Raw genomic sequence first — 25,254 nt, 5'->3', positions numbered from 1 at the left:
TTACCTCTTAAATATGAAGAATAAAATCGTCCTGCTTTTTCTTGAAGCATACAAGGCCGATCACCAGGCATAAAAGACTGAATGCTGTTGTATACATCAGATAATGCATATTGATAGGCTTTCCAAACACAGAATCCCTGAAGATCTTGATGATCCCGTAAAGAGGATTGTATTTCAGGATCCAGAACCATCCGCTCTTCAGAAGCTTCTCAGGATAATAGAAAATGGCACAGGTATACATGATGATCATCAGCAAAACAGACCATAAATACTCCATATCCCTGAAGAATACGCCAATGGTAGCAAGGATCATGCCGCATCCATAGGAAAGGATCAGAACCAGAATCAGTGCGATAGGTGCCTGAAGCAGATAGATAGTAGGCTTGATCCCAAGAACAATGCTTACTGCAGCCAGTACGATCAAAGAGATCAAGAATATAATATAGTTAAAAATAACTGTTGATAAGGGGTACAGGTACTTAGGCACATATACCTTCTTGATCATGGCTGAATTGGCACGTATGGACTTCAGTGCTGACTTGGTAGCTGTGGAATAATAGCTGTAGATCAGACGCCCTGTCAGAATATAAACAGGGAAGGTTTTGTCTGTATTGCCATACAGAGTACCAAATACAATGGTCAGAACGATCATGGTAAGCAGCGGCTCCAGAAGAGACCACACAATACCAAGATACGAACGCCGGTATTTCAGTTTGATTCCTTTTTTTACAAGCTCACTTAACAGAAATTTGTACTGTATAAGATTGTCGATGTATTTCTTCATTTTTACTTTGCTCCATCTTATGTCTTTTTTGGTTTCCTGAACCGTCATAGTATTGTAGCATATTATCAGACTGGTTGCAACGGTTGTAAAAAGCCGGCTATCTGTCCTTTCCCAGGGCAAGCCGGTTCATCTGGGTTGCCAGATAGCCTGCACCGTATCCATTATCAATATTCACTACAGCAATACCGTTAGCGCAGGAATTGATCATAGTAAGAAGTGCAGACAGGCCATGGAAATTCGCTCCATATCCTACAGAGGTAGGCACAGCGATCACAGGTCTGCATACCAGACCGCCCATCACACTTGCAAGTGCCCCTTCCATCCCGGCCACAGCTACTACACAGTTCGCCTTCTGTATCATATCCATTTTTGAAAAAAGCCGGTGCATCCCACTGACCCCTACATCATAGATCCGATCCACATAGGTTCCGAAAAACTCTGCGGTCTGGGCAGCTTCTTCTGCTACAGAAATATCAGCAGTACCTGCTGTGCACACAGCTACCCGGCCTTCGTGAAGCTTATCCGGCTTTTCAATCTTCAGGATCCGGGAAACCGGGTCATACTGTACCTGAGGAAGTCTTTCCCTTACCAGCAGATACTGTTTCTCACTGGCTCGTGTGCCAAGCACCTGCCCTTCTTCCTGATACAGTCTTTCGTATATGTTCAGCAGATGTTCATCTGCCTTGTTACTGCAATATACCACCTCTGCAAAGCCTGTACGGGCCTTCCGCCCTGTGTCCAGCTTTGCATAATCCATTTCCTTATATCCATCCTGTTTTAAGATCCGCTGGGCATCTTCCAGAGAAAGAGTACCCTCCTGAACCTGCTTCAGTATTTCTGTTAATGTCATTCTATCTATCCCTTCATGTTCCGGCAAAGTCTTATGCTTTCCTGTCTTACGAACCATATGATACGTATTTCTATTCACATAAATCAGCCTGTGAACAACAGTTTATAAATTCCTGTGAACAGTAATCATTATACATATTCCATGTCTGTTGTTCAATAAAAAAATGGGAGCTGCCACAGTATATCTTACCAGACAGCTCCCGGTTTTCAAGAATGCCTCGGCATTCTTGCTGCGAGGTGCGCGTCATGCAATTGCATGACATACTTCTCCTGCGCACCTCTGCAATCCTGCCGGAGGCTATATCAGCTGGGGGATTGACTCCCAGCTGATATAAATTGTATATATTATGATGTTACTTTACTGCTGCTTTTCTGTCACCAAGAAATCCGATAGATGTTTTGCAGATCAGCTTATCAAAGATCATAAACATAGCCGGCAGAACAAACAGAACAACGATCATACTAATAATGGCTCCACGTGCAAGCAGTGTGCAGATAGACCCGATCATCTCAACCTGAGAATAACAGGATACTCCAAAGGTGGCAGCAAAGAAGCTCAGTCCACTGCTGATGATAGACGGCATGCTGGTCTTATGAGCGATGCTGATGGATTCCATTTTGTCCTTACCACGCTGACGTTCCCTCTGATAACGGGTGGTCATCAGGATCGCATAGTCAACTGTAGCTCCCAGCTGAATCGCACCGATCACAATACTTGCCACAAACGGAAGGCTGACGCCCTGGTAGAACGGAATCGCCATATTGATCATAATAGCAAATTCGATCACTGCTACCAAAATGATTGGCAGGGAAATGGACTTAAACAGGAACATAATGATCAGGAAAATAGCTCCAATAGAGATTACATTTACCCTTACCAGGTCTGCATCTGTAGTATCCTGAAGGTCTTTCATAAGAGGTGCCTCTCCGATCACCATACCACTCTTGTCATAACTTTTCACGATCTTGTCAATGGCTTTGATCTGTGCATTTACCTCATCTGTAGCAGAACCATATTCGGAGCAGATAAATGCAAGCTCATAATCTTTTCCCTTGAAGATTTTCTTAATATCTTCAGGGATCATAGAATCCGGTATGGTAGGACCGATCAGGGAATTCATGCTGATGCTCCACTTCACACCATCCACTTGATCGATTTCATTCAGCATTTTCTGTTTTTCTTTGGAATCCATGTTCTTATCCATCATAATCATATGGATATTACTCATGTCAAAAACATTCTTCAGCTCATCGTTAGCCACATTGCTGTCCAATGTAGCTGGAAGGGATTCAGCAATATTGTAATAAATCTTTGTATGATTGTTTCCGTAAATTGCAGGTAATAAAAACACCAGAAATACCAGGATCCATGCTTTATAATGCTTTGTAATAAATGCAGACGGCTTATCCATCTTTGCCAGCAAAAGCTTATGCTGTGTCTTCTCAATCGGCTTATCAAAGAAAAGCACCAGGGCAGGAAGAATAGTCACACAGCAGATAACACCGATCACAACGCCCTTTGCCATAACAATACCCAGATCACGGCCCAGGGCAAAGGTCATAACACATAGGGCTATAAAACCTGCCACTGTAGTTACAGAGCTTCCGGCTACAGACTTGAAGGTATTGGCAATGGCATGACCCATGGCACGATTCTTATCTTCCGGAAATCTCTTTTTATTTTCCTCATAACTGTTCAGAAGGAAAATAGAATAATCCATTGTTACACCAAGCTGAAGGACAGCTGTCAGTGCCTGTGTAATATAGGAAGTTTCTCCAAAAATGATATTGCTTCCCAGGTTATACAAAATAGCAAGCCCGATACTAAGCAGGAACAGGAACGGAACCACAAAGGATCCGGATGTAAGCTCCAATACCACCAAACTAAGCACAGCTGCGATCACCACGTAGATCGGCAGTTCCTTCATGGCAATATTCTTAATATCCGTAACAACACCTGTCATACCACTGATAAAGCACTGCTTATTGGCAAGCTTCCGAAGCTCTGTCAGTGCATCCATGGCCTCATCCGATGATGTGGTATTATCAAACAACACCAGCATCATGGTTGCGTCTCCCTTGAAAAAGGCTTCTCTAAGATCCTGGGGAATCATCTCCACTGGCAGGCTGATATCTGCCACATCATCATACCAGAGAACATCTTTCACATGCTCTACCTGGCTGAATTCATCTTCCAGTTTCTGAATATCCTTCATCTCCATGTTTTCCACAACTACCATGGAAAAAGCACCCATTCCGAATTCATCCACCATGATATCCTGCCCCTTCACTGTCTCCAGTGTCTCCGGCAGATAACTGAGCAGGTCGTAGTTGACCCTTGTCTTCGCAATTCCGATCATAGACGGGAATACAAGCAACAGCCCGATCAGCAGAACAAGTACCTTATGTTTGGCTATCCACTTTCCTACTTTGACCATTTATGTCATCTCCTTAACGATTTTCTTCGTTGAATAGTATAACGCAAAATGACCAATAGTCAATATTATTTTTTTAAAAAATGAAAAATAGTCATTTTTTTAAAATCCAATGGCAATTCCAATCATTCTTACAACAAAAGCCACAATCCATGCGATCACACACTGTCCAACCACAACTCCTGATGCCCATCGTGCTCCCAATTCCCTTTTAATAGAGGCTATGGCAGCCACACATGGCGTATACAAAAGGCAGAAAACAAGCAGACTGGCTGCTCCCAGCGGATTCAGTATCTCGGCCAGGGATGCTGTTTTACCAAGCAGCACAGACAGCGTAGAAACCACACTTTCCTTTGCCATAAAGCCTGTGATCAATGCGGTTGAAATCCTCCAGTCCCCAAATCCGAGAGGTGCAAACAATGGTGCAATATAGCCAGAAACCACAGCCAGAATACTGTTCCTGGAGTCTGTTACCAGGTTCAGGTGCAGATCAAAGGTCTGTAAAAACCAGATCACAATGGTTGCAACAAAAATAACTGTGAAAGCTCTCTGAAGAAAATCCTTGGCTTTGTCCCAAAGAAGATGGCCTACATTCTTAGCTCCTGGCATCCGGTAGTTAGGAAGTTCCATTACAAAAGGAACCGCTTCTCCTTTGAACATGGTTTTCCCAAAAAGCAGCGCCATAATGATTCCTATAAAAATACCCCCAAAATACAAAAGGATCATTACAAGTGCGGCGTACTGTTTGAAAAAAGCAGCTGCAAAAAAAGCATAAATCGGAAGCTTTGCAGAACAACTCATAAAAGGCGTAAGCAATATGGTCATCTTCCTGTCTCGTTCTGAGGGAAGTGTTCTGCTGGCCATTACACCTGGAACCGTACATCCAAATCCGATCAGCATAGGCACAATGCTTCGCCCGGAAAGCCCGATCTTACGAAGAAGCTTATCCATAACAAAAGCAACCCTTGCCATATATCCGCTATCTTCAAGCAATGATAAAAACAAAAACAAAGTGACAATGATCGGAAGAAAGCTTAAAACACTTCCAACACCATTAAATATGCCGTCAATGATCAAAGAATGAAGCACCTTATTAACATTCCATGCCTCAAGTCCATGATCTACCATAGTTGTTAAACTGGTAATACCCATATCCAGAAGATCGGACAGTCCTTTGCCGATCACACCAAAGGTGAGCCAGAACACCAGCCCCATGATACCGGCAAAGCAGGGAAGTGCAGTATATTTTCCGGTAAGTATCCTGTCTATTTTTTCACTTCTTAAGTGCTCTTTACTCTCCCTGGGTCTTACAACCGTCTCATCACATACATTTTCTATAAAGTCAAAGCGCATATGTGCGATCGCTGCTGCCCTGTCCAGCCCTCTTTCACTTTCCATCTGTGAAACAATATGCTCAAGAGCATCTTTTTCATTTTCATCAAGCTGCAGTCTTTCCAGTATGATCGGGTCTCCCTCAGCCAGCTTGCTTGCTGCAAAACGAAGGGGAATTTGTGTCCGTTCCGCATGATCTTCGATCAGATGCATGACTGAATGCAGGCATCTGTGTACAGCACCGCCATCTTCATTTGCATCACAAAAATCCATCCGTCTTGGCCGTTCCTGATACTTTGCCACATGGATAGCATGGCTGATCAATTCATTGATTCCTTCATTCTTGGCCGCTGAGATGGGCACTACCGGAATTCCCAGCATTTCCTCCATCTGGTTCACAAGTATGGAACCCCCATTTTCCCTTACTTCATCCATCATATTCAGTGCAAGCACCATAGGAATATTTAACTCCATCAGCTGCATGGTAAGATAAAGATTTCGCTCTATGTTGGTTGCATCAACAATATTGATGATTCCTTTTGGATGCTCATCCAACACAAAATTTCTTGTTACGATCTCCTCACTGGAATAAGGTGACATAGAATAAATTCCCGGAAGATCCGTCACAAGCGTATTCTCATTTCCCCGGATCACGCCATCCTTACGGTCAACTGTCACCCCTGGGAAATTGCCCACATGCTGATTAGAACCTGTCAGCTGATTAAATAAAGTTGTTTTTCCGCAGTTCTGGTTTCCCACAAGGGCGAAGGTCAGCTTCTCCCCTTCAGGAAGCGGTGTTTCTTCTTTTTTGCTGTGAAACTTTCCACCTTCCCCAAGTCCGGGGTGAGGAATCGCTTTCTTTCTTTTATTAGGCGGTGCAGCTTTTGCATCCCGTACATTTTCCACAATGATCTTCTGTGCATCTGCCAGGCGCAAGGTTAATTCATAGCTATGTATCCTTAGTTCTACAGGGTCTCCCATGGGAGCATATTTCACCATGGTAACGTCAGCCTGTGGTATCAGTCCCATATCCAGAAAATGCTGTCGTAAAACCCCGTCTCCTCCTACGGACTGTACAGTAGCTGTTTTTCCAATAGGTAAGTCCTTTAATGTCATATTGCATTTCCTCTTTTCATAGTTGATAATTTTTATCATTTGTAATTTTTAGTGTAAGTCCCATCAAACCATTTGTCAACTACATCCATTTCTTCTTTTGCCAAAATCATGATTACACGGATTGTTCCGTGCTTTGCACTCCCACAATCCTTCCCTTTATTCGCATATTGCGGGATTAACACCCCGCTTTTATATTCCTTATTGATAAAAATAATTGACAGCGCTCTTCTTTTTTGCTATTGTATGGATACAATTAATTCCTGTGAGGGAGTGTTATTTTACCCATATACAACTTTTGCACTGTATATGGGATTTTTTATGGGTAAATCTATCATTAAACAAAGGAGATACTGATATGGAATGGAATTTACTATTTGTTTTTAACAGCGTACTGCTGGGAGTCGGACTGGCCATGGATGCCTTTTCTGTTTCCCTTGCCAATGGTCTGGCAGAGCCGGACATGAAGCCTGGTAAAATGCTTACCATAGCCGGTGTATTCGCAGGCTTTCAGGCCCTGATGCCTATGACCGGATGGATCTGCGTACACACAATTGCCAATTACTTCCAGTCTTTCCGTAAATTTATTCCCTGGATTGCTTTGATCCTTCTTGTGATCATTGGAGGGCAGCTTCTGATCAGTGGTATACGGCCAGATGATTCTGAGCATCCCCATACGGTCGTTGGCCTTAAGGCTTTGCTGGTTCAAGGTGTAGCTACTTCCATTGATGCACTTTCTGTTGGCTTTACCATTTCCGATTATGGCTGGGTCATGGCACTGGTCTGTTCCCTGATTATTGCTGCCGTCACATTCATGATCTGTATGGGCGGTCTGAAGCTTGGTAAGAAATTCGGTACAAAGCTCGCCGGAAAAGCAGAGATACTTGGCGGCATCATCCTGATCGCCATAGGTGTGGAGATCTTCCTCAGCAATATGTTTTAGAACGAAAAATCCCTGGAGCTGATAGGATATATCAGGCTCCAGGGGTTTTACTATTTCAAATGATTTCTTTGATCTTTTATTTTGATTTTATTTTGATTTTACTTTAATCTTAATAGATGCTTTCTTCCCATCGCCACGGACTGTGATCCAGGCAGTTCCTGCTTTTTTAGCAGTGACTTTTCCATTCTTATCAACAGTAACAACCTTGGTATTAGAAGACTTCCATTTCAGATTTGTAGTGGCTTTCTTTGGTTTCACAGTTACCTTCAGGAACTGCATACTGCCCTTTTTCAAAGTCATTGATTTCTTTGCAAATTTCAGCTTTGTAACTTTCTTTGCATATTTTCCAACAACAACCGTAACCTTCTTGGTAAGCTTTCCTGCTTTTACTGTGATCACAGCTTTTCCTGCTTTTTTAGCGGTTACTTTTCCGTTTTTATCAACAGTTGCAACAGATTTTTTGGAGGACTTATATGTTACCTTATCCGTTGTATTGGATGGTGCAACGATCACGCCAATGGTATCTGATTTCTTGACTTTCAGATACATGGTGGATGTATTGACCGTCAGTTTCTTGGCCGCTACAGTTACAGACTTTGGTGCCTCTGTTGGCTGCGGTACTGCAGTAGGCTGTGGCGCAGCAGTAGGCTCTACCGTTGGAGTCGGTGTTACAGTTGGGGTAGGCTGTGGGGTATTGATTTTCTGGATACCTTCTGTAAGGAAAGTAAGTCTACGGTCAAACCAGACACCATCCCTGATATTACGAACAGAAAAAGCAATTTCCTGATCCAGTGCTGAAACAGCCAGAGAATAGGTATACCATGGTCCCATTTCAACCTTATCTCCGTTATTCACTGCAATTTCTTTTTCATAATAGTGGGACCATGCAGCCTCACCAGCTGCCGCTGCCTCCTCTTTTATTCCTGCATACATGTAATCATAGCCTTTTCCGTGAAGAGAAATCTCTGCTGTCATCTTTCTGTTTTCCACTTTAAGGACACAGCTATTATTGATCACATTAAACATTTTGTTGTTATTGATCACCTTTACAAGGTAGGTACCATTTTCCAGAATTACCGGTGCTTTTTCCTTAACCTGGATCTGTGCATAAGGCAGTACAATGCTTTCCACATTTTCATTTGTAACTGTTTTTACCACATAGGTACCAGGTGTACCGATCTTAAAGCTTACCTTACCCTGTGCATCTGTTTTTGCTTCACCTGTTACTTCTTCGCCTGTTTCAGCATTTGCAAGTGTGATATCATACCCTTCTGCAGGTGTAAATTCATTCTTACCTACTGTTCTGTTGATATCTTCATCCATGTAATAGGAATCGCCGGTAAGAGTAAGAGTAAATTCCTCATTCTGGTTTACCGTGGTCTCCTGCTGTTCAAACTGCAAGTATGCCGGATTTGCCACCGTTGTTGCTGAAAAAACGGAAAGCACATCTCCTTCTTTCAGCCTGCACATTCTTGGATCACTTGCCACATATTTTCCATTTACACGGAATCCAACAAAGTTTATGAAGCTCTTCTGGCCAAGAAGGAAGCCTGTACCGGCGCCTCTGCTTCCGCACATCAGATATTGGGTTGGATTTGCAATATATTCCTCTCCGAACAGTTCCTTATGCAGATCTACCAGTGCGTCAATCACGGTTGCACGCTTTTCCATGTCACTTGACTTGTTGTAATTGTCTTTTTTTTTGGAGTCGGTAGGCGTCACCTTAGCAGCATCATCAGCTGTTACGTTCATAGCCATTTTTACAGGTGCTTCCCCTGGATTCTTATTTACAAAAACTGTAATATTTATGCTCTCCGCATTTTCATTCTGGCTAAGACCTGATACAACAGACTGAAGAGCATCCTTTGCAGTTTTATAATCATCGTCTGCTGCATTTTCCTTTGCATATATTTCTTCTGCCGCTTGAATGGCTGCATTCAGTGTTTCTTTGCTTCCTGCTGCCCACTGTCCGGCACCATCCCCTTCTGTCATTTCATCAGAAAGCTCCTTTGCAGCTGCAATGGCATCCTCAAGAAGGGCTTTTGCAGTTTCCTTACTTAACACACCTTCCAGTTCCACTGGGCCTTCTGTTCCAGTTGCCGTCCAGTTTGCAGTTGCACTCTGATAGTTGTCAGCAGCAAATGTATAAGTATATGCCACAGTTTCCACCATCGGGTAGGTACCGTCCTCTGATGGCTCCACAGTAAATGTCGCTCCGTTTTTCTTATAGGTAACAGACAGAACCTTTGGATTCACAACTGCAAGATGTCCGGATTTTGCCCGGATCTTAATAGAAGCCTGGTAGTTTTTCAGTGCTGTAAGAGTTACAACAACCTCCTGATCCTCCAAAGGTTTGATGAATTTTGATCTTACTACCTGATAGCCTTCTGCAGTTACTCTATAAAAATAAGTGCAATTATCCCATAAGGTATAGCTTCCATCCTCTGCAGGAGCTTCATTTGTTATTGTAAGCACTGCCTCCGGAACTTCCTTACCTTCTGCATCTACGATCTTAAAGGTAACCTTATGCTTGCTGTCCGCCTCTGCAGTCAGGGAAAGATCAACAGTTTCATCAAAGGCAGCAGTAAAGGAAGTCTGCTTTGCAACAGCATCCCCCTTTGTGCCTTCTGCAATATAGCCTTCGCTTTGTGCCTGAACAGTATATTTCTGTCCGGATTTCAGCTGATAGATGCCTTCTGTACCTGTCACTTCTTCCTTGGTGGTATTGTTTGTGACTGTGATCTGAGCTTCCGGAATCACCTCACCAGTCTTACTGTTTACTGCGCGGAAAGTCACCTGACAGGTATCCGGTTTTGCTGCAAACACAAGCTTGTAGGTGTACTCAGCCAGAGGCTGTGCACTGTCATCATTGATGGCTGCATCCTCCACAGAAGGGTCATACAGCTTCAGCGTGGCAGTTACCTGCTGCTCCTGGGTTCTCTTTGATGTATCCAGAGAATACGTCTGGGATTTTGCTGGCTGCTGTTTAACAGTAGATTTAAAAATGCTCCAGTCTGAGAAGAACCATCCGCTCTTATACTCTTTTGCACTTGGTCTTTTTAGGCTGATGCCAGAAACAGCACCCTTGTAGCTATTGTAATATGCAACATGATAGGTGCTTCCATCTTTTGTAACTCCGCCTGTTGTTGAAATCACATCATCCACATAATTCCTGTAAAGGAATTTTGCAGCCTCAGCAGCCTGGTCCGGTGCCTGAACTTCATCGCTTACCTTGGTTACTGAAGAAGAAAGGATCTTCACATAATGGTCTGTCCAGGTTTTATCTGTTTTTCGGGCTGCCACCTGGAATAAGGTATCCAGCTTATCTACAGCCAACGGCCAGAAAATATGCTTTGTACCATCCTCCGATGGTCTGTAAGCGATCAGCTTATCATCCTTTTCATTGACTGCATCCAGTGCATCCCCCACATACAGTCTGTCATAATCCCCGTTTTTCAGTGTGACAACTGCATCAATCTCTCCATCCTTTACAAGCAGGGTGCAGGCTTCTGCCGGAAATCCGCTATCTGCCTTTACAGCTGCCTGATAGGTACCATCCTCCAGTCTGTCCGGAGCTGGCGTTACCATAGGCACATTCAGCTTAATATGAATGGTATAAGTAATATCATGAGCAGCTGTCATTGCCACAGTAGTTCCTGTGATCTCCATATCCTGGTTGAGAACTGCAGGAACCTGAAAAACAGATCCTGTATATTCTGTACCTGAAACCGGCAGATACTCATCTCCATCTACAACCAGTTTATTATAGCTGCTGCTGGAAAAAACCACTGTTGCAGTTACTTTTCCTCTTGTAATGGTCACCTTCGGGCAGGTAATCGTAACTTTTCCTGAACCGCCTTGGAAAGTAAAGGATTCTGGAGTATAGGTTCCGTCCTGATATTTTTCTTCAGAACTGGCAGCCAGCAGAAGGTCATCCTGTACATATTCCTCTGTATTACCATCTGTCAACCCGAAAGACGCATCCCCGGTATCCGGATCAGAAGGTTCTTCACCACTGGTAAATACATCTTCCACATCCTCCACTTCGCCCAGGTCATCTTGACCCTGCACATCTGAAACATCAGCGTCAAATTCCTCCTCGGTCACATCCTGAACAGCCTGTACCTCTGCATCTGCTGAAAAATCCTCTGCCGCAAATGCAGGAGATACAGATGTTACGGTCATTGCTCCTGTTAGCAAAAGTGCTAAAAGAGCATTTGACTTTTTCCTCATTGCTACTTCCTCCTTTGATAAAATTAGGTACTCGCTGCTTGTAGAGGCAGGAGTCCGCTTACATCGGATATACACGTTTCTGTGCTTTGCGTGGAATTTTAGTGAAATAGGAACATTACAAAGTAATCTCCTCTTACACACAAAAAAGCCTGCTTTCATTTGAAAACAGACTTCCTTCAATCCTTAATCTTTCTCTGTGGTATTTAAGCTGCAATAGGGGATTTATTGCAATACAAAAATACTTGTACCAGGGCGCATAAAAATCCCCCTGCCACCTTTTGATCTGATTATTTGGGTGAAAGTGCTTTCATCGGAAGCTTTTCATCGGATATTTCCAGCAGGTTTCCTGGCTTGCAGTTCATCGCTTTGCCCCCTTCTCAGACTGTCGTCCAATGGATTTACTGGCATTGCTCCCTGCTTACAGTGACCGGATCGCTCAGGATTTCCACCTGATTCTCTTTTACCCTTCACAGTTAATCTGCGTAGGCACTGAAAACATATATATTCATCTCATATGATAGCAACTTCTAACCAAAAATCAAGTCATAAAACCAAATTTTATATATAAATTTACGGTCATTTAAAAATGTAAGTAATTACACGGATTGTTCCGTACTGTGCACATTTTAACTAATGGATGGATCCTGTACAATGCTGAATCCCATACCGTATACTCCCGGGCCGGTGTGGCTACCTACACTGAAGGACAAATGATCGTAATAAACCTGTACCTCAGGGAACATCTCCTGGAGCATAGCCTGCCATTCTCTGGACTCTTCCAGACTCAGACCTGACCCTGCTGCCCCGATCCTTACATATTTAGGATCGATCCCTGGAAAACGTTTTTCCAGATCCTCTTTCAGTGCCTTCAGCATGATGGCTTTTGCCTTCTTCATGCCTCGTGTTTTGGCAAAGGCATCCAGCTTCTCTCCCTGGATCGTAAGTACCGGCTTGATATGAAACACAGTACCAAGAGCGGCTGCTGCAGGCGTGATCCTGCCTCCCTTTTTCAGATATTTCAGATCATCAACTGCAAGAAAAATGCTGGAATCATAGGCTCTTTTTTCCAGATCCTCACGGATCTCTCTGGCAGATCTGCCCTCGTTTGCCATATGCAGTGCTTCCATTACAGCAATACGCATAGTAACAGAAATACGATGGTTATCTGCTACCTGTACCTTTCCCTGGAAATCCTCTGCAAGTCCAATGGCAGTAGCACAGGAACTGCTTAAACCACTGGACATGGGAATATGGATGATCTCATCATAGCCCTTAGACAGGATCTGCTTCCACATATCCATCACATCACCAGGGGAAGGCTGGGATGTAGATACATCATGACCTTCTATAAGACTTTCATAAAAAAAGCGTTGCTCCAGATTGATTCCTTCATAATATGTTTGTTCGTCAATGATCACCGGCATAGGAAGTAAAAATATCCCCAGCCTGTCTGCTTCTTCTTTAGTGATACCGCTGTTACTGTCTGTCATTACGGCAGTTTTCATACCTTAAGCTCCCTTCCAAAACCCTTCTGCTCTCTCCACCAGGAAGATTACTCTTCTCTAAGGAGTAAGTTATCATAGGTTTAACTTCTCATCTAACATCTTGCAAATTTTCCTGCTTTCGATATAATCAAAATAATCCTAACTGTTCAGTACCTTGCAATTACCTATCAGGAAAATGCATTTCAAAACACCTTCGGTGCTGGCTTTTGATTACAATAATCACATGTGACGAATTGTAACACTTTCCAAATAAAGATTCAATTCTTTTTTTCAAACTGTGACAATGTAAGGAGATTTGTTCATGAACATCCATAAAAAGAACCCATCCAACTTATTAGCGCGGAAGTGTATTGCAGCTGCCCTTAGTCAGCTTCTGAAAGAAAAGAGTTTTTCTTCCATCACGGTTTCCGAACTTACCAAGAAAGCTGGTGTTTCCAGAATGACCTATTACCGGAATTACTCTTCCAAGGAAGATATTTTTGAAGCCTACCTGGAGGATGCCCTGATCTTCTATGATAAAGATATCCAGGCCCTTCCCATTAAGGGAAATTACTATGATGTATCCAATCTGACCCATTATTTTACCTACGTTAAAAAACACCATGAATTTCTGGACAATCTTTTCAAATGCGGATATGGTCACCTTTTCCTGAATGCCATTGATCAATATGTGATGTATCGCTGGAAGAAAGAGGATGACAGCCTGGACCATATTTACAGACTTCATGCTTTCAGCGGTGCACTTTATAATTCCTACATCCACTGGTCTTTGGGTGGTGCCAGAGAATCTCCTGAAGAAATGGCAAAGGCACTTCGCCTTGTATTCGCAGACACATAAGGCTGATCCTGCCCCCTTTTCACTTGAAAATTCACTGTCCCTGGCGTATAATAGCGGTCAGATAATCATAAAGGAAAAAACTGCTGCCACACAGATCTTTGGCAGAAAATATTATGAAAAGGAGATTTCCATGAAAAATTATCTTATTGTGTTTCTGATTTCCATGCTTCCCCTGATCGAGCTTCGAGGTGCCATTCCTTATGCTGTTGGATTTGGTCTTCCTCTTGTGCCATCCTACATCATTGCAATTATCGGGAACATGCTTCCTGTGCCATTTATTTATCTGTTTGCCCGTAAGATCCTGATCTGGGGAAAGGATAAACCAGTGATCGGTAAGTTTTTCACTTTTTGCCTTGAAAAAGGTGAAAAAGGCGGGAAAAAGCTTCAGGAAAAAGCTGGAAGAGGACTTTTTATTGCGCTTATGCTTTTCGTAGGCATCCCACTTCCTGGTACAGGTGCATGGACCGGTACCCTTGCAGCCAGTCTTCTTGACATGGATTTTAAATCCAGTGTTCTGGCAGTTATGCTGGGTGTATTGATTGCAAGTGTGATCATGGGTGCTGCCAGTGCCGGTCTGTTTGGTGCTGCAGGTGCTATTTTCAGTTAAGAACAGAGACTATAAATATTTTGCTACTATATATAAGAAAGGATGTATCACAAATGAAAGTTTTACTTTTAAATGGCAGTCCAAGAAAAGAAGGCTGTACTTACACCGCACTTTGTGAAGTAGCCGGCGTTTTAAATGCAAATGGCATTGAAACAGAGATTTTCCAGGCTGGAGATCCTTCCCAGGAAAACGTAAAAGCTGCTGCTCAGAAATTAAAAGAATCCGATGGGCTTGTAGTTGGCTCCCCGGTATACTGGGCTTCCCCAAGCGGCCAGATCATCCAGTTTATGGATAAGCTTTGCTCCCTTGCAGGCAAAGATCTGCTGTTCAAGCCTGCTGCAGCTGTTGCATCTGCCAGAAGAGCCGGCACCACCGCTACCCTGGACGTACTGCTGAAATATTTCTCCTATCACCAAATGCCAGTGGTTTCTTCCAATTATTGGCCTATGGTTCACGGCAATACCCCGGATGAAGTACGTAAAGATGCAGAAGGTCTTCAGATCATGCGTAATCTGGGTCAGAATATGACCTGGCTTTTAAATTGTATTGAGGCAGGCAAAAAAGCAGGGATCCACCACCCGGAAACAGAAAAGAAGATAATGACCAACTTTATCCGATAATGTGATCTGCATATCAGCAAAGATCCATATACCAGGTATTTGAAAAAAGGGAATGTTGTATGCACACAACCTTCCCTTTCTTTTCATATTTATAACTGTTCCGTACATTTACAATATTTTCCAGACAGTTACCCACATTTTTCTACAGGAGAGTTCCCATATGAAAATTATCTTAAAAAACATTACCAAAACCTTTCCTTCCAGATCACGCCGCGTCCATACTCCGGTTACTGCTGTGGATCATTTCAGCTTTGAGATTCCGGACGGACAGCTGATCGGACTTTTAGGACCTTCCGGCTGCGGCAAAAGCACTACCCTGAATATGATCTGCGGACTGGAAACACCTACAGAAGGACAGATTTTTTTCGGAGATCAGGATGTGACCAGCCTACCTCCTGAAAACCGTGGTGTAGGCATGGTCTTTCAGAACTATGCCCTTTACCCACATCTTACCGTACTGCAGAATATTCTCTTTCCCCTTCAGAATCTGAAAGGAAAAAACAAGCTGTCCAAGCAGGAAATGTTAAATCGTGCCCAGGAAGCTGCACGTCTGGTACAGATCCAGGAATTGATGGACCGTAAGCCAGGAGAGCTGTCCGGTGGACAGCAGCAAAGGGTTGCCATTGCCCGGGCACTTGTAAAAATGCCTCATGTCCTTCTTCTAGATGAGCCCCTTTCCAACCTTGATGCCCGTCTCCGTCTCCAGACAAGAGAAGAGATCCGCAAGATCCAGAAAGCTACAAAGATCACCACTGTTTTCGTTACCCATGATCAGGAAGAAGCCATGAGTATTTCTGACTGTATCGTAGTAATGAAAGATGGCCTTGTGCAGCAGACCGGCAAGCCTCAGCAGGTATACGATGACCCCTGCAATCTTTTTGTTGCCAGATTTCTCGGAACTCCTCAGATCAATGTATTTAAAGGCTTCAGCAAAGACGGAGGCATTTATCTGAATGATCAGAAAATCCTTTCTGCAAAGAATCTGCCGGATCAGGAGCTATATATAGGGATCCGGCCGGAAGGATTTATCCTCAGGGAGGATGGACCTCTCTCCTGCCAGCTTTCGGGAATAGAAGTGATGGGCAGGGATATCAGTGTGGTATCCACACATCCGGCCTGCGAAAATCAGGCCATCCGATCCATTATCAGTGCAGAAAACAAGGTGGATCTTTCTTCTTCTGTGGTTCATTTTGCATTAAAACCAGGCAAGGTCTTTCTGTTTGACCGGGCGACCGACGCGCGGATCCCTGCAGATCTGGCATGACAGGAGGCAGCTATGAAAAAAAGAAATTATAAAGGCTGGCTGTACCTTCTGCCTGCCATATTATTCCTTGGCGTTTTTATGGTATATCCTCTCATCGATGTATTTATTTACTCCTTTGAAGAGGGTTATAACTCTGCCTCCCAGACCTATTATGGCACAGGCTTATATAATTATTCCTACGTGCTTCACGACACCTATTTTTTGCAGGCAGTGAAAAACACCTTTATCCTTGTGATCATCACCGTACCTTTGTCCACACTTTTGTCACTGCTGATCTCCATGGCAGTAAGCAGTATCAAGGCACTGAAAAACCTGTTCCAAACCGTTTATTTCCTGCCTTATGTGACCAACACTCTGGCAGTGGGACTTGTATTTATGATCCTTTTCAAAAAAACAGCCTACACAGACGGCCTGATCAACCTGATGCTGGCCTGGTTTGGCAAAGGGCCTGTGGATTTCATTGACGGCCCTTATTGGGCAAAAATGTTTGTGCTATGCTTTTACACCATCTGGGTTGTTATGCCTTTTAAGGTCCTGATCCTGACAGGCGCCCTGGCTTCTGTAGACAAAAACTACTATAATGCAGCCCGGGTAGACGGCACTTCCAGATTCCGTACTTTTATAAGGATCACCCTTCCCATGATCTCACCTACGGTGTTTTATCTGGTGATCACCGGATTTATCGGTGCTTTTAAGGCCTATAGCGATGCAGTTGCCCTGTTTGGTACGGATCTGAACGCAGCAGGTATGAATACCATTGTAGGATATGTTTATGACATGCTATACGGCAATGGAGGCGGTTATCCATCCTATGCTTCAGCCGCAGCCATCATCCTTTTTGTGATCGTGCTCACCATCACCTGCATCAACCTGCTTGTAAGTTCCAGCAAAAAGAGGATATAACCATGAAAAATCAGATTGACTACATAAAAATCAAAGCTTCTGCCAGGCGCAGACGTAGATTCAGCCAGATATGCCTGTATACACTGCTTAGCATCTGGGGACTGATCGTACTTTTTCCATTTTACTGGATGCTTCTAACTTCAGTAAAAAATTATAATTCCTATAACAGTGAGCATATTCCCGCTTTCTTTACTCTGTCGCCTACCCTTCAGAACTATAAAGATGCATTTACCTCAGTTCCACTGGCACGGTATCTGGGAAACACCCTGTTTTTCACAATTGTAACCACAGGAATCATGATGATCGTGATCACATTGGCGGCCTTTGCTTTTGCCAGACTGTCCTTTCCAGGCAAAAACCTGATGTTCACCCTGTTTCTTTCCCTGATGATGATTCCCAATGAACTTGTGATCATCACCAACTTTGTTACGATCACAAACCTGGATATGCGTAATACCTTTGCCGGACTGATCTTGCCCTCTATCACATCGGTATTCTATATTTATCTGCTGAAAGAAAATTTCCAGCAGGTTCCGGACGAGCTGTACAGAGCAGCCAAGGTGGATGGTACATCAGATCTGAAATATCTTTGCAAAGTCATGATCCCCATCTGCAAGCCTACTATGGTTACCATTGGGGTACTGAAAGTGATCGAGTGTTGGAATTCCTATGTATGGCCCAGACTGATCACAGATAATCCGGATTACTATCTTGTTTCCAACGGGATCCAGGAAATCCGCGAAAACGGCTTTGGCCGGGAAAATATCCCTGCCATGATGGCAGCGGTTGTGGTCATTTCCCTGCCCTTGATCCTTTTATTCCTTGTATTCCGCAAAAAGATCATGTCCGGTGTATCGAAAGGAGGAATCAAAGGATGAAATTACATACAAAGCCCCTGCTTCTTCTTACACTGACAGCCTGTCTGTCTCTTTTTGCAGGTTGCCACGGCTCCAAAGAACAAACTTCCTTCTCTGTACCGGAAGCCTTTGATACCTCCAAGGATTATGAGATCACGTTCTGGGCCAAAAATGATACCAACAAAACCCAGACCGATATTTATAAAAAAGCCATCTCTGATTTTCAGGATCTGTATCCCAATATTACTGTAAACATCCGTCTGTATACAGATTACGGCAAAATCTACAATGATGTGATCACCAATATTGCCACAGACACTACCCCGGATGTATGTATCACTTACCCTGACCATATTGCCACTTATCTCACCGGACAAGGTACAGTAGTCCCTCTGGATGACCTGATCGCAGATCAAAATTACGGCCTGGGCGGCAGCAAACTGGCCTTTGATTCTCCATCCAGTGATGAGATCATCCCAAAATTCCTGGATGAATGCTCTTTTGACGGCCATTATTATGCACTGCCTTTTATGCGCTCCACAGAAGCCTGCTATGTAAATAAGACCTATGTGGAAGCCCTTGGCTATACTCTTCCCGAAACTCTGACCTGGGATTTTGTATGGGAAGTGTCCGAAGCAGCTATGAAAAAGGATTCAGACGGAAAGTTTCTGATCAACGGACAGGATGTGATGATTCCTTTCATATACAAGTCTACGGATAATATGATGATCCAGATGCTGAAGCAAAAAGGGGCAGGATATTCCACTTCTGATGGTGAGATCGATCTGTTTAACGACACAACCAAAGAACTGTTAAATACTATAGCAGCCCATGCCAAAACAGGTGCTTTCTCCACATTTAAGATTTCCAGCTACCCAGCCAATTTCCTGAATGCAGGCCAGTGTATTTTTGCTGTGGATTCCACTGCAGGCTCTACCTGGATGGGTACCAATGCTCCATTGTGTGATATCAGCGACAGTGCACTGGTAGACTTTGACACAGAAGTGATGACCATTCCACAGTTTGACCCTGATCATCCTTCCATGATCTCCCAGGGGCCTTCGGTATGTATCTTTAACAAAAAAGATCCCCAGGAGGTACTGGCTTCCTGGCTGTTCACCCAATATCTTCTAACCAATGATGTGCAGACTGCCTATTCTGAAACAGAAGGGTATGTTCCGGTTACATCCAAAGCCCAGAACAGTGACCAGTACCAGGATTATCTGTCCAGAGCTGGTGAGGATAATAACGCCCACTATAAAATTAAGATCCAGGCCTCCAGGCTGCTTCTTAACAACATGGCTAACACCTTTATCACCCCGGTATTTAACGGCTCTGCTTCTCTTAGAGATGCTGCAGGACAGCTGATCGAAACTGTTACCAAATCTGTCCGCAGGAAGCAGGAAGTCAATGATGATTTCATAAAGAAGCTGTACAGTGACGTTTCTTCCCTGTATCATCTGGACCAGGCAGATAGCGCTTCCGGAGGTAAAAAAGATCTGGGACCACTGCCTGGCACCGCCATGCTGCTTCTTGGTTCCCTGGCAGCCGCCTGGATCCTGATTCTTATATATCTGCTGCTCCGCCATTTTTGCAAAAGCAAGTAATCCCTACAGGGATTTCATATGCCAGGCAGCGTTAGCAGCCTGCCTGCACCTTTTCTGAATGACAAAAATCCCGCAGCCTGACATAACTGCCACAGCTACGGGATTTCTATTCTTATTATTATCTTAATTCTTGTTTGTTAGATTCTTTTTACAATTCAAGAATGCCTCGGCATTCTTGCTGCGAGGTGCGCGTCATGCAATTGCATGACATACTTCTCCTGCGCACCTCTGCAATCCTGCCGGAGGCTATATCTTTTTATCCTTCTGCTATCACCTGATCAGCGAGATCATCCGCCTCAATTATTCTGCAGGTGTAACAGAGATGATGTGTGGATTCACACCCTCATACCAGTACAGGAAGCCTTCCATATCGATCTTGTCACCGATCTTCAGACCCTCAACTGCCTTGTATACATCAGAATCCTTGTCGCAAAGATAAGACTCGACAGTAAATGTATATGTCTCTCCATTGTAAGAAACATTAAAATACAGGTCATCACCCTGGCTTCCGGATCCATCATAGTTGTAAAGGAAAGCTACATCCTCACCATCAAGCTGAGAAGCCTCTACTGTCATGCCTTTAAAAGATACATACTCATTCTGATGGTCGATCAGCTCATCTTTTCCAAGAAGATCTGTAACATCAAGAGCTTCTGCCACATATTCTCCATCCTCGATCTCAAAGGTCGCATCTGTGATCTCCACTTCTCCTGACCACTCAGCCTTATATCCTGTAACCTTGATCTTTGTTCCAGGAAGCAGCTTATCATAATCTTCTTCAGAGCAGGCCATATTGTAAACAAAGTAAGCACCGTCTTTGTCCTGTGTATAAACGGTTGCCTTATCTTCCCACCAGCTCTGCTTTGCCTGAACATAAGTCTCTACAGTAACCTCTGAATCCAGGTCAGCATCCATGTACTCCTGATAAGTCATTACGCCTTCAGATTTCTCCTCTGCAGCCTCATCCTGTGCTTCTGCATCAGTCTCCGGTGCTTCTGTTGCCTCCTCAGCTGTGTCCTCAGCCATAACTGTACACGGCAGTGCAGCTGTTAATGAAAGTGCTAACAGTACAGCAATACGTTTCTTCATAATATCCTCCTTTGGCCCGTTTTACACGGATATGTTGGTGTCTTGTAACTGTCTTACTTCCTGGCAGTTACTGTGTCTTTTCAAAAAGACCCTGTGTCTATTATACCCTATAATCCAGGAAAATCAACAATCATTTCTTCCATACAAGGCCAATTACTTTCCTGACTTATTTCTTCTTAGGCTTATATCTTCTCAGACTTATATCTTCTCAGGCTGATATCTTCTCAGGCTGATTTTTTCTTGGCAAAGCCAAAACTACCGCTTCACCGCCCAGCGCATTTTAGTAGAATGTGCTCTTGGATTCCCGGCACACTCTTTTGCAGATGGACGCACCACATCCCTGGAATAATCCTCATAAATCCCAGCCTTGTATCCCTCCTTCAAAGCCCTCTTCACCAGCTTATCCTCTCCGGAATGGAATGTAAGGATGGCAGCCCTTCCGCCTGGCTTTAACGCACCGGGAAGCTTTTCCATAAACTCATATAAAACTTCAAATTCATTATTAACATCGATCCTTAAGGCCTGAAACGTCCTCTGACAGGTTTTCTTCACTGTTTCCTTTCTGTCCTTCTCAGGAATAAAAGACAAGGTTTTCTCGATTACCTGTCGAAGCTTAAAAGTAGTATCTATATGATTTCCCTTTCTCACCTCATCCGTAATAGCCTTTGCGATTTCCTCACAATATGGTTCATCTGCATTTTCTTCAAGCATACCAGCCAGTTCTTCTTTTGTAATTGTATCCAGTCGCTGTGCTGCACTGATCCCCGCTTCCTGGTTCAGGCGCAGATCCAGCGGACCATCTGTTTTAAAAGAAAAACCTCTTTTCGGATTATCGATCTGCATGGAAGACACACCCAGGTCAGCCAGAATAAAATCAAAACCGCCTGCTTCCTTTGCAATCTGATCAATCGTACAGAAATTCTGCAAACGTATCGTAAGCAGATCTTCTCCAAATCCCTGCTCTTCCAGTCTCTTTTTTGTTTTTGCAGCCTCTTCATGATCTACATCTGTAGCATAAATATGGCCTTGTCCATTCAGACACTTAAGCATAGCCTTGGTATGACCTCCATATCCCAATGTAGCATCAAAGCCAGTCTGCCCGGGCTGAATCTGCAAAAAGTCCAGAATCTCATTTACCATAATAGAAATATGCATCCCTGCCGGTGTATTTCCTTTCTGGATCACACGCTGAACCGTATCCTGATATTTTTCCGGCTGCAGCTCCTTATATTTCTCCTCAAATTTCCTTGGGTATTTTCCTTTATATCGAACCCGCCTCTTATGCGGTGTCTGTGATTCCTGTGTCATTTTTTCATGCTCCTTTCTATGCGGCATCACAACTTATTCATTCAGCATACTTTTTAAAATTCTCTGCCTGCTCAAGAACTTCCTTGTAAACATCGTCGCAAATAAAATTTTATTACTATACTTTTTAGTATTGGCATTATGGTTCTATTTGGTTTTATATGTGTTCAACTGTCCTAAATCCATAGGCTGTACTGAACGGTGTTATCAAATTGTTATCAATCAAATGTTATCAGATTTTATGACGTTTTATATTTTTGTTCTTCAATATATCGCTGATTGTCAAGGCAGTTGTCAGTAAAAATATATATTTTTTGTTCTTCCAGGTTATCAGATATTGTTCTGTACCTGACGTGAGTATCAATAAATTATCCACATTTATTGGCAATCACGTCAGGCACAGAATCCAGTCTGATTACCATCATTTTGAATGAATAAATTTTTACGAAACCGCCATCTGTTCATCAGTTTCTTCGGAGTGTTCATGTACCTTATCCGGGTTCAGATATACAGTATCCGGAAGACTCCAGTCACGGGTTGCACGTCCATTCCAGCGTTCCGGATGCTCTGCTTTAGCAGCTTCGTAAACTTCTTTACGTTTAGACAGTATCTTGTCGGGCAATCCGCTGCGACGCTGATATGGAGTAAGAAAGTTTAGACCACTGTGATGATGATCGTGGTTGTACCACTTTACAAACAGGCTGACCCATTCCCAAGTTCTATAATATATTTTACGTTTAAACAGCCAAATCCAATGGTAAGTCCGAAATATCTTTCAGTCTTTTCCCGCTTACAAGTGTATCCAATAATTCGATTGCATCTTCCGAGCCAACCTCTTTTACAGCTCTGATCAGCTCATATAGAGCAAAATGATATACACAATCAATATCACCCGTTCCAAGAGCCAAAGACGCTAAACGATTTGGCATCGGTTCAGCAGTAACAACTACTATATGTGGCAGATGTCCTTTTCTATTACGAATCAGATTTAATGCCTCTGTACGACTATTTTGTGCTCTATCACTTCTCATAGTATATTTAGCCGATACACTAGCATGCAGCAAAGGTTTTCCACCATTGACTTTTCTTATATCTGCCATTTTGCTCACATCGTTATCTACAATACATTGATTTTGATTTATTTCATCATCCTCAAAAAGTTCACGATATACGACCACATCTGGTGCTACAAGATAATCATTTCCCAATGCAGCTGCCAATTGTGCATTTTCTGCTGTCAATGCACTTAAATATGCTAAATGCTCATATTGTTCAAAATCACTTGTCTTAAGTTTGTTATTATTGCCTAATTGCAATATTGACCATTTTCCCGGATATAAATTTTGTAAATTTGGAAATGTAGCCTGTAAAAACTCCATTGTGAGCATCTCAAATTGCTTTCCAATCGTTTGCCCTGAGATTTTTTCCACCATATTAATTTTATGTTGCTGTTCTTCAACCAAAATGTCTACAACTTTTTTTGCTATTGCTTTTGATCCCCGGCTGCTTGTGTCTGCATTCGAAGCCACCCCAGCCTTATTCAATGTTAATGTATTAGTCTCAAACAATCTTTCGTGAAAGTGATACCGCTCTTTCGCAATCAATGCATTCATCTTCTAAACACTCCTTTATCTTCTCTCCTACAGCTTTTGCTACTGGCGGAGGAAACGCATTTCCAATCATACGACACGCAGCTGTTTTCTTTTTGCCAAACGTCCATGTATCAGGGAATCCCTGGATTCTTGCCAACATTCTGCTTGTTAATCGTGGCATTCCCTCAAAGTCTGGTTCTGGAGCCATATTAGCCACACCACGACCATCTACACCTAATTCAGCCCATGCATTTCTAGCTCTTACCGGTCCAAGATCCGGTCCTCCATGTTTCTTTGATCCACCAACCAGCGTCGGTGCAATTTTATTTGCATTTTGAGCCCACTTTTTTGCGCCTTTCCATTTATTTTCTGCCATTAAATCATATAAGGTATTTCCAACTGTTGGAGCTATTTGAGAATCTCCTTGTGGATACGTAAAATTCCTATTTTCTTCCCTTCTTATTCCCACAATAACAACTCTTGGTCGAAGTTGTGGAACTCCAAAGTCTGAAGCATTCAATAACTTAATCTGTGTATCATAACCTAATTTTTCTATAGATTTTAAAATGTACTGTCTATATTCTGAAAAGCCATTATCCAAAAAACCTCTCACATTTTCCAACATAACAGCCCTTGGTTTTATTTCTTTAATTAACCTAAGTGCTTCAGGAAATAAATCTCTTTCATCATCTTTTCCCAACTGTTTTCCAGCAATTGAAAATGGCGGACATGGAACACCTCCTGCCAATAGATCCACTCCCTCATATGGTTTTCCATCGAAATTTCTTACGTCTGCACATATTACATTCCATTCAGGACGATTCTGTTTTAACGTATTACAATAATCAGCTTCATACTCAACAAGTGCTACATGAACAAAACCTGCCATAGCAAGTCCTAAAGCCTGACCACCAGCTCCTGCACATATTTCAACACAAGTTAATGGTTTTTGCACAAACATATCCTCCTCTATTCTTACATAATATCAATTTTTTCATCAGAAAATTCTATAATATCTCCAATGTCACATTTTAATGCTTTACAGATTTTATGAAGGCTTTCTAAAGAAACAGACTCTCCCTTACCCATTTTAGCAAGTACATTAAAGCTAATTCCCGCCTTATCTTTTAAATCTGTTTTATTCATTCGTTTATCTATCAACATTTTCCAAAGTTTATCGTAACATACTGACATTTCCAATCTCCCAATAGTATTTATTTCTATGAGTTCATTTCAGTATATCATTATTATTAGTTCTTATCAAGAATTTCTCACGAAACAATGAGTTTTTTACAAACATATATTCTTTTTTATTTATTCTAAGGGGTTGTCGGGAAATAGACAGTTCTAAGAGAGGGAGGGTGTGACTCATACCAAG

The 25,254-nt window shown here is 42.9% G+C and carries 20 protein-coding genes and 1 riboswitch; of the genes, 8 read left to right on the top strand and 12 right to left on the bottom strand.

The window, feature by feature from the left end; translation table 11 throughout:
* Positions 1 to 7: 7 nt before the first annotated feature.
* From G5B11_RS08780 to feoB, 4 genes are all read right to left on the bottom strand, one after another.
* Entirely contained in the window at positions 8 to 784 is a 777-nt protein-coding gene (locus G5B11_RS08780; RefSeq protein ID WP_158421966.1) for an ABC transporter permease, read from the bottom strand.
* Between the two features lie 97 nt (positions 785 to 881).
* On the bottom strand, positions 882 to 1,634 hold the full coding sequence (gene larB / locus G5B11_RS08775; RefSeq protein ID WP_158421986.1) for a nickel pincer cofactor biosynthesis protein LarB: 753 nt from the start codon (positions 1,632 to 1,634) through the stop codon (positions 882 to 884).
* Between the two features lie 352 nt (positions 1,635 to 1,986).
* On the bottom strand, positions 1,987 to 4,071 hold the full coding sequence (locus G5B11_RS08770) for an efflux RND transporter permease subunit (RefSeq protein WP_173727700.1): 2,085 nt from the start codon (positions 4,069 to 4,071) through the stop codon (positions 1,987 to 1,989).
* Positions 4,072 to 4,170: 99 nt separating this feature from the next.
* Complete coding sequence (gene feoB / locus G5B11_RS08765) at positions 4,171 to 6,516, bottom strand: ferrous iron transport protein B (RefSeq protein WP_173727698.1); 2,346 nt, start codon at positions 6,514 to 6,516, stop codon at positions 4,171 to 4,173.
* 355 nt (positions 6,517 to 6,871) lie between these two features.
* Between feoB and G5B11_RS08760 the strand changes: the two genes are divergently transcribed.
* Positions 6,872 to 7,456, top strand: a complete 585-nt coding sequence (locus G5B11_RS08760; protein ID WP_173727696.1) for a manganese efflux pump MntP — start codon at positions 6,872 to 6,874, stop codon at positions 7,454 to 7,456.
* Between the two features lie 87 nt (positions 7,457 to 7,543).
* Here the strand turns inward: G5B11_RS08760 and G5B11_RS08755 are convergent, their stop codons facing one another.
* Together G5B11_RS08755 and G5B11_RS08750 are read right to left on the bottom strand one after the other, a co-directional pair.
* A complete protein-coding gene (locus G5B11_RS08755) occupies positions 7,544 to 11,689 on the bottom strand; it encodes an Ig-like domain-containing protein (protein WP_173727693.1) in 4,146 nt (1,381 codons plus the stop codon).
* 319 nt (positions 11,690 to 12,008) lie between these two features.
* Positions 12,009 to 12,198, bottom strand: a riboswitch (cobalamin riboswitch).
* A gap of 117 nt (positions 12,199 to 12,315) precedes the next feature.
* Positions 12,316 to 13,194, bottom strand: coding sequence for a DegV family protein (locus G5B11_RS08750; RefSeq protein WP_173727691.1), 879 nt, complete (start codon positions 13,192 to 13,194; stop codon positions 12,316 to 12,318).
* A gap of 301 nt (positions 13,195 to 13,495) precedes the next feature.
* Between G5B11_RS08750 and G5B11_RS08745 the strand changes: the two genes are divergently transcribed.
* From G5B11_RS08745 to G5B11_RS08715, 7 genes are all read left to right on the top strand, one after another.
* Positions 13,496 to 14,032: a TetR/AcrR family transcriptional regulator gene (locus G5B11_RS08745; RefSeq protein ID WP_173727689.1), complete on the top strand. Its 537-nt coding sequence runs from the start codon at positions 13,496 to 13,498 to the stop codon at positions 14,030 to 14,032.
* Positions 14,033 to 14,162: 130 nt separating this feature from the next.
* Positions 14,163 to 14,639 carry a COG2426 family protein gene (locus G5B11_RS08740; protein WP_158421957.1) on the top strand — a complete coding sequence of 159 codons (477 nt, stop codon included), beginning with the start codon at positions 14,163 to 14,165 and terminating at the stop codon, positions 14,637 to 14,639.
* A 53-nt stretch (positions 14,640 to 14,692) separates the two neighbouring features.
* Entirely contained in the window at positions 14,693 to 15,259 is a 567-nt protein-coding gene (locus G5B11_RS08735) for a flavodoxin family protein (RefSeq protein WP_158421956.1), read from the top strand.
* A gap of 160 nt (positions 15,260 to 15,419) precedes the next feature.
* Positions 15,420 to 16,523, top strand: coding sequence for an ABC transporter ATP-binding protein (locus G5B11_RS08730; protein ID WP_158421955.1), 1,104 nt, complete (start codon positions 15,420 to 15,422; stop codon positions 16,521 to 16,523).
* 12 nt (positions 16,524 to 16,535) lie between these two features.
* Positions 16,536 to 17,426, top strand: a complete 891-nt coding sequence (locus G5B11_RS08725) for a carbohydrate ABC transporter permease (RefSeq protein WP_158421954.1) — start codon at positions 16,536 to 16,538, stop codon at positions 17,424 to 17,426.
* A gap of 2 nt (positions 17,427 to 17,428) precedes the next feature.
* Positions 17,429 to 18,304 (top strand): carbohydrate ABC transporter permease, encoded by an 876-nt coding sequence (locus tag G5B11_RS08720; RefSeq protein WP_158421953.1) that lies wholly within the window; start codon positions 17,429 to 17,431, stop codon positions 18,302 to 18,304.
* Positions 18,301 to 19,890: an ABC transporter substrate-binding protein gene (locus G5B11_RS08715; protein ID WP_173727687.1), complete on the top strand. Its 1,590-nt coding sequence runs from the start codon at positions 18,301 to 18,303 to the stop codon at positions 19,888 to 19,890. Before G5B11_RS08720 ends, G5B11_RS08715 begins: the two co-directional genes overlap by 4 nt.
* A 300-nt stretch (positions 19,891 to 20,190) precedes the next feature.
* Here G5B11_RS08715 and G5B11_RS08710 read toward each other — a convergent pair whose 3' ends face one another.
* The 6 genes from G5B11_RS08710 to G5B11_RS08685 form a co-directional block, all read right to left on the bottom strand.
* Positions 20,191 to 20,979, bottom strand: coding sequence for a hypothetical protein (locus G5B11_RS08710; RefSeq protein WP_173727685.1), 789 nt, complete (start codon positions 20,977 to 20,979; stop codon positions 20,191 to 20,193).
* Between the two features lie 255 nt (positions 20,980 to 21,234).
* Positions 21,235 to 22,287 carry a 16S rRNA (cytosine(1402)-N(4))-methyltransferase RsmH gene (gene rsmH / locus G5B11_RS08705; protein WP_173727683.1) on the bottom strand — a complete coding sequence of 351 codons (1,053 nt, stop codon included), beginning with the start codon at positions 22,285 to 22,287 and terminating at the stop codon, positions 21,235 to 21,237.
* A 439-nt stretch (positions 22,288 to 22,726) separates the two neighbouring features.
* Positions 22,727 to 22,906 carry a hypothetical protein gene (locus G5B11_RS08700; RefSeq protein ID WP_173727681.1) on the bottom strand — a complete coding sequence of 60 codons (180 nt, stop codon included), beginning with the start codon at positions 22,904 to 22,906 and terminating at the stop codon, positions 22,727 to 22,729.
* Between the two features lie 115 nt (positions 22,907 to 23,021).
* Complete coding sequence (locus G5B11_RS08695; protein ID WP_173727679.1) at positions 23,022 to 23,897, bottom strand: NgoMIV family type II restriction endonuclease; 876 nt, start codon at positions 23,895 to 23,897, stop codon at positions 23,022 to 23,024.
* A complete protein-coding gene (locus G5B11_RS08690; RefSeq protein WP_173727677.1) occupies positions 23,845 to 24,837 on the bottom strand; it encodes a DNA cytosine methyltransferase in 993 nt (330 codons plus the stop codon). Before G5B11_RS08690 ends, G5B11_RS08695 begins: the two co-directional genes overlap by 53 nt.
* A 14-nt stretch (positions 24,838 to 24,851) precedes the next feature.
* On the bottom strand, positions 24,852 to 25,070 hold the full coding sequence (locus tag G5B11_RS08685) for a helix-turn-helix domain-containing protein (protein ID WP_173727675.1): 219 nt from the start codon (positions 25,068 to 25,070) through the stop codon (positions 24,852 to 24,854).
* Between the last annotated feature and the right edge of the window lie 184 nt (positions 25,071 to 25,254).

Origin of the sequence: Blautia glucerasea (assembly GCF_013304385.1) — a bacterium.
Taxonomy (GTDB): Bacteria; Bacillota; Clostridia; order Lachnospirales; family Lachnospiraceae; genus Blautia_A; species Blautia_A ammoniilytica.
This window is presented reverse-complemented; position numbering and strand designations above follow the sequence as displayed.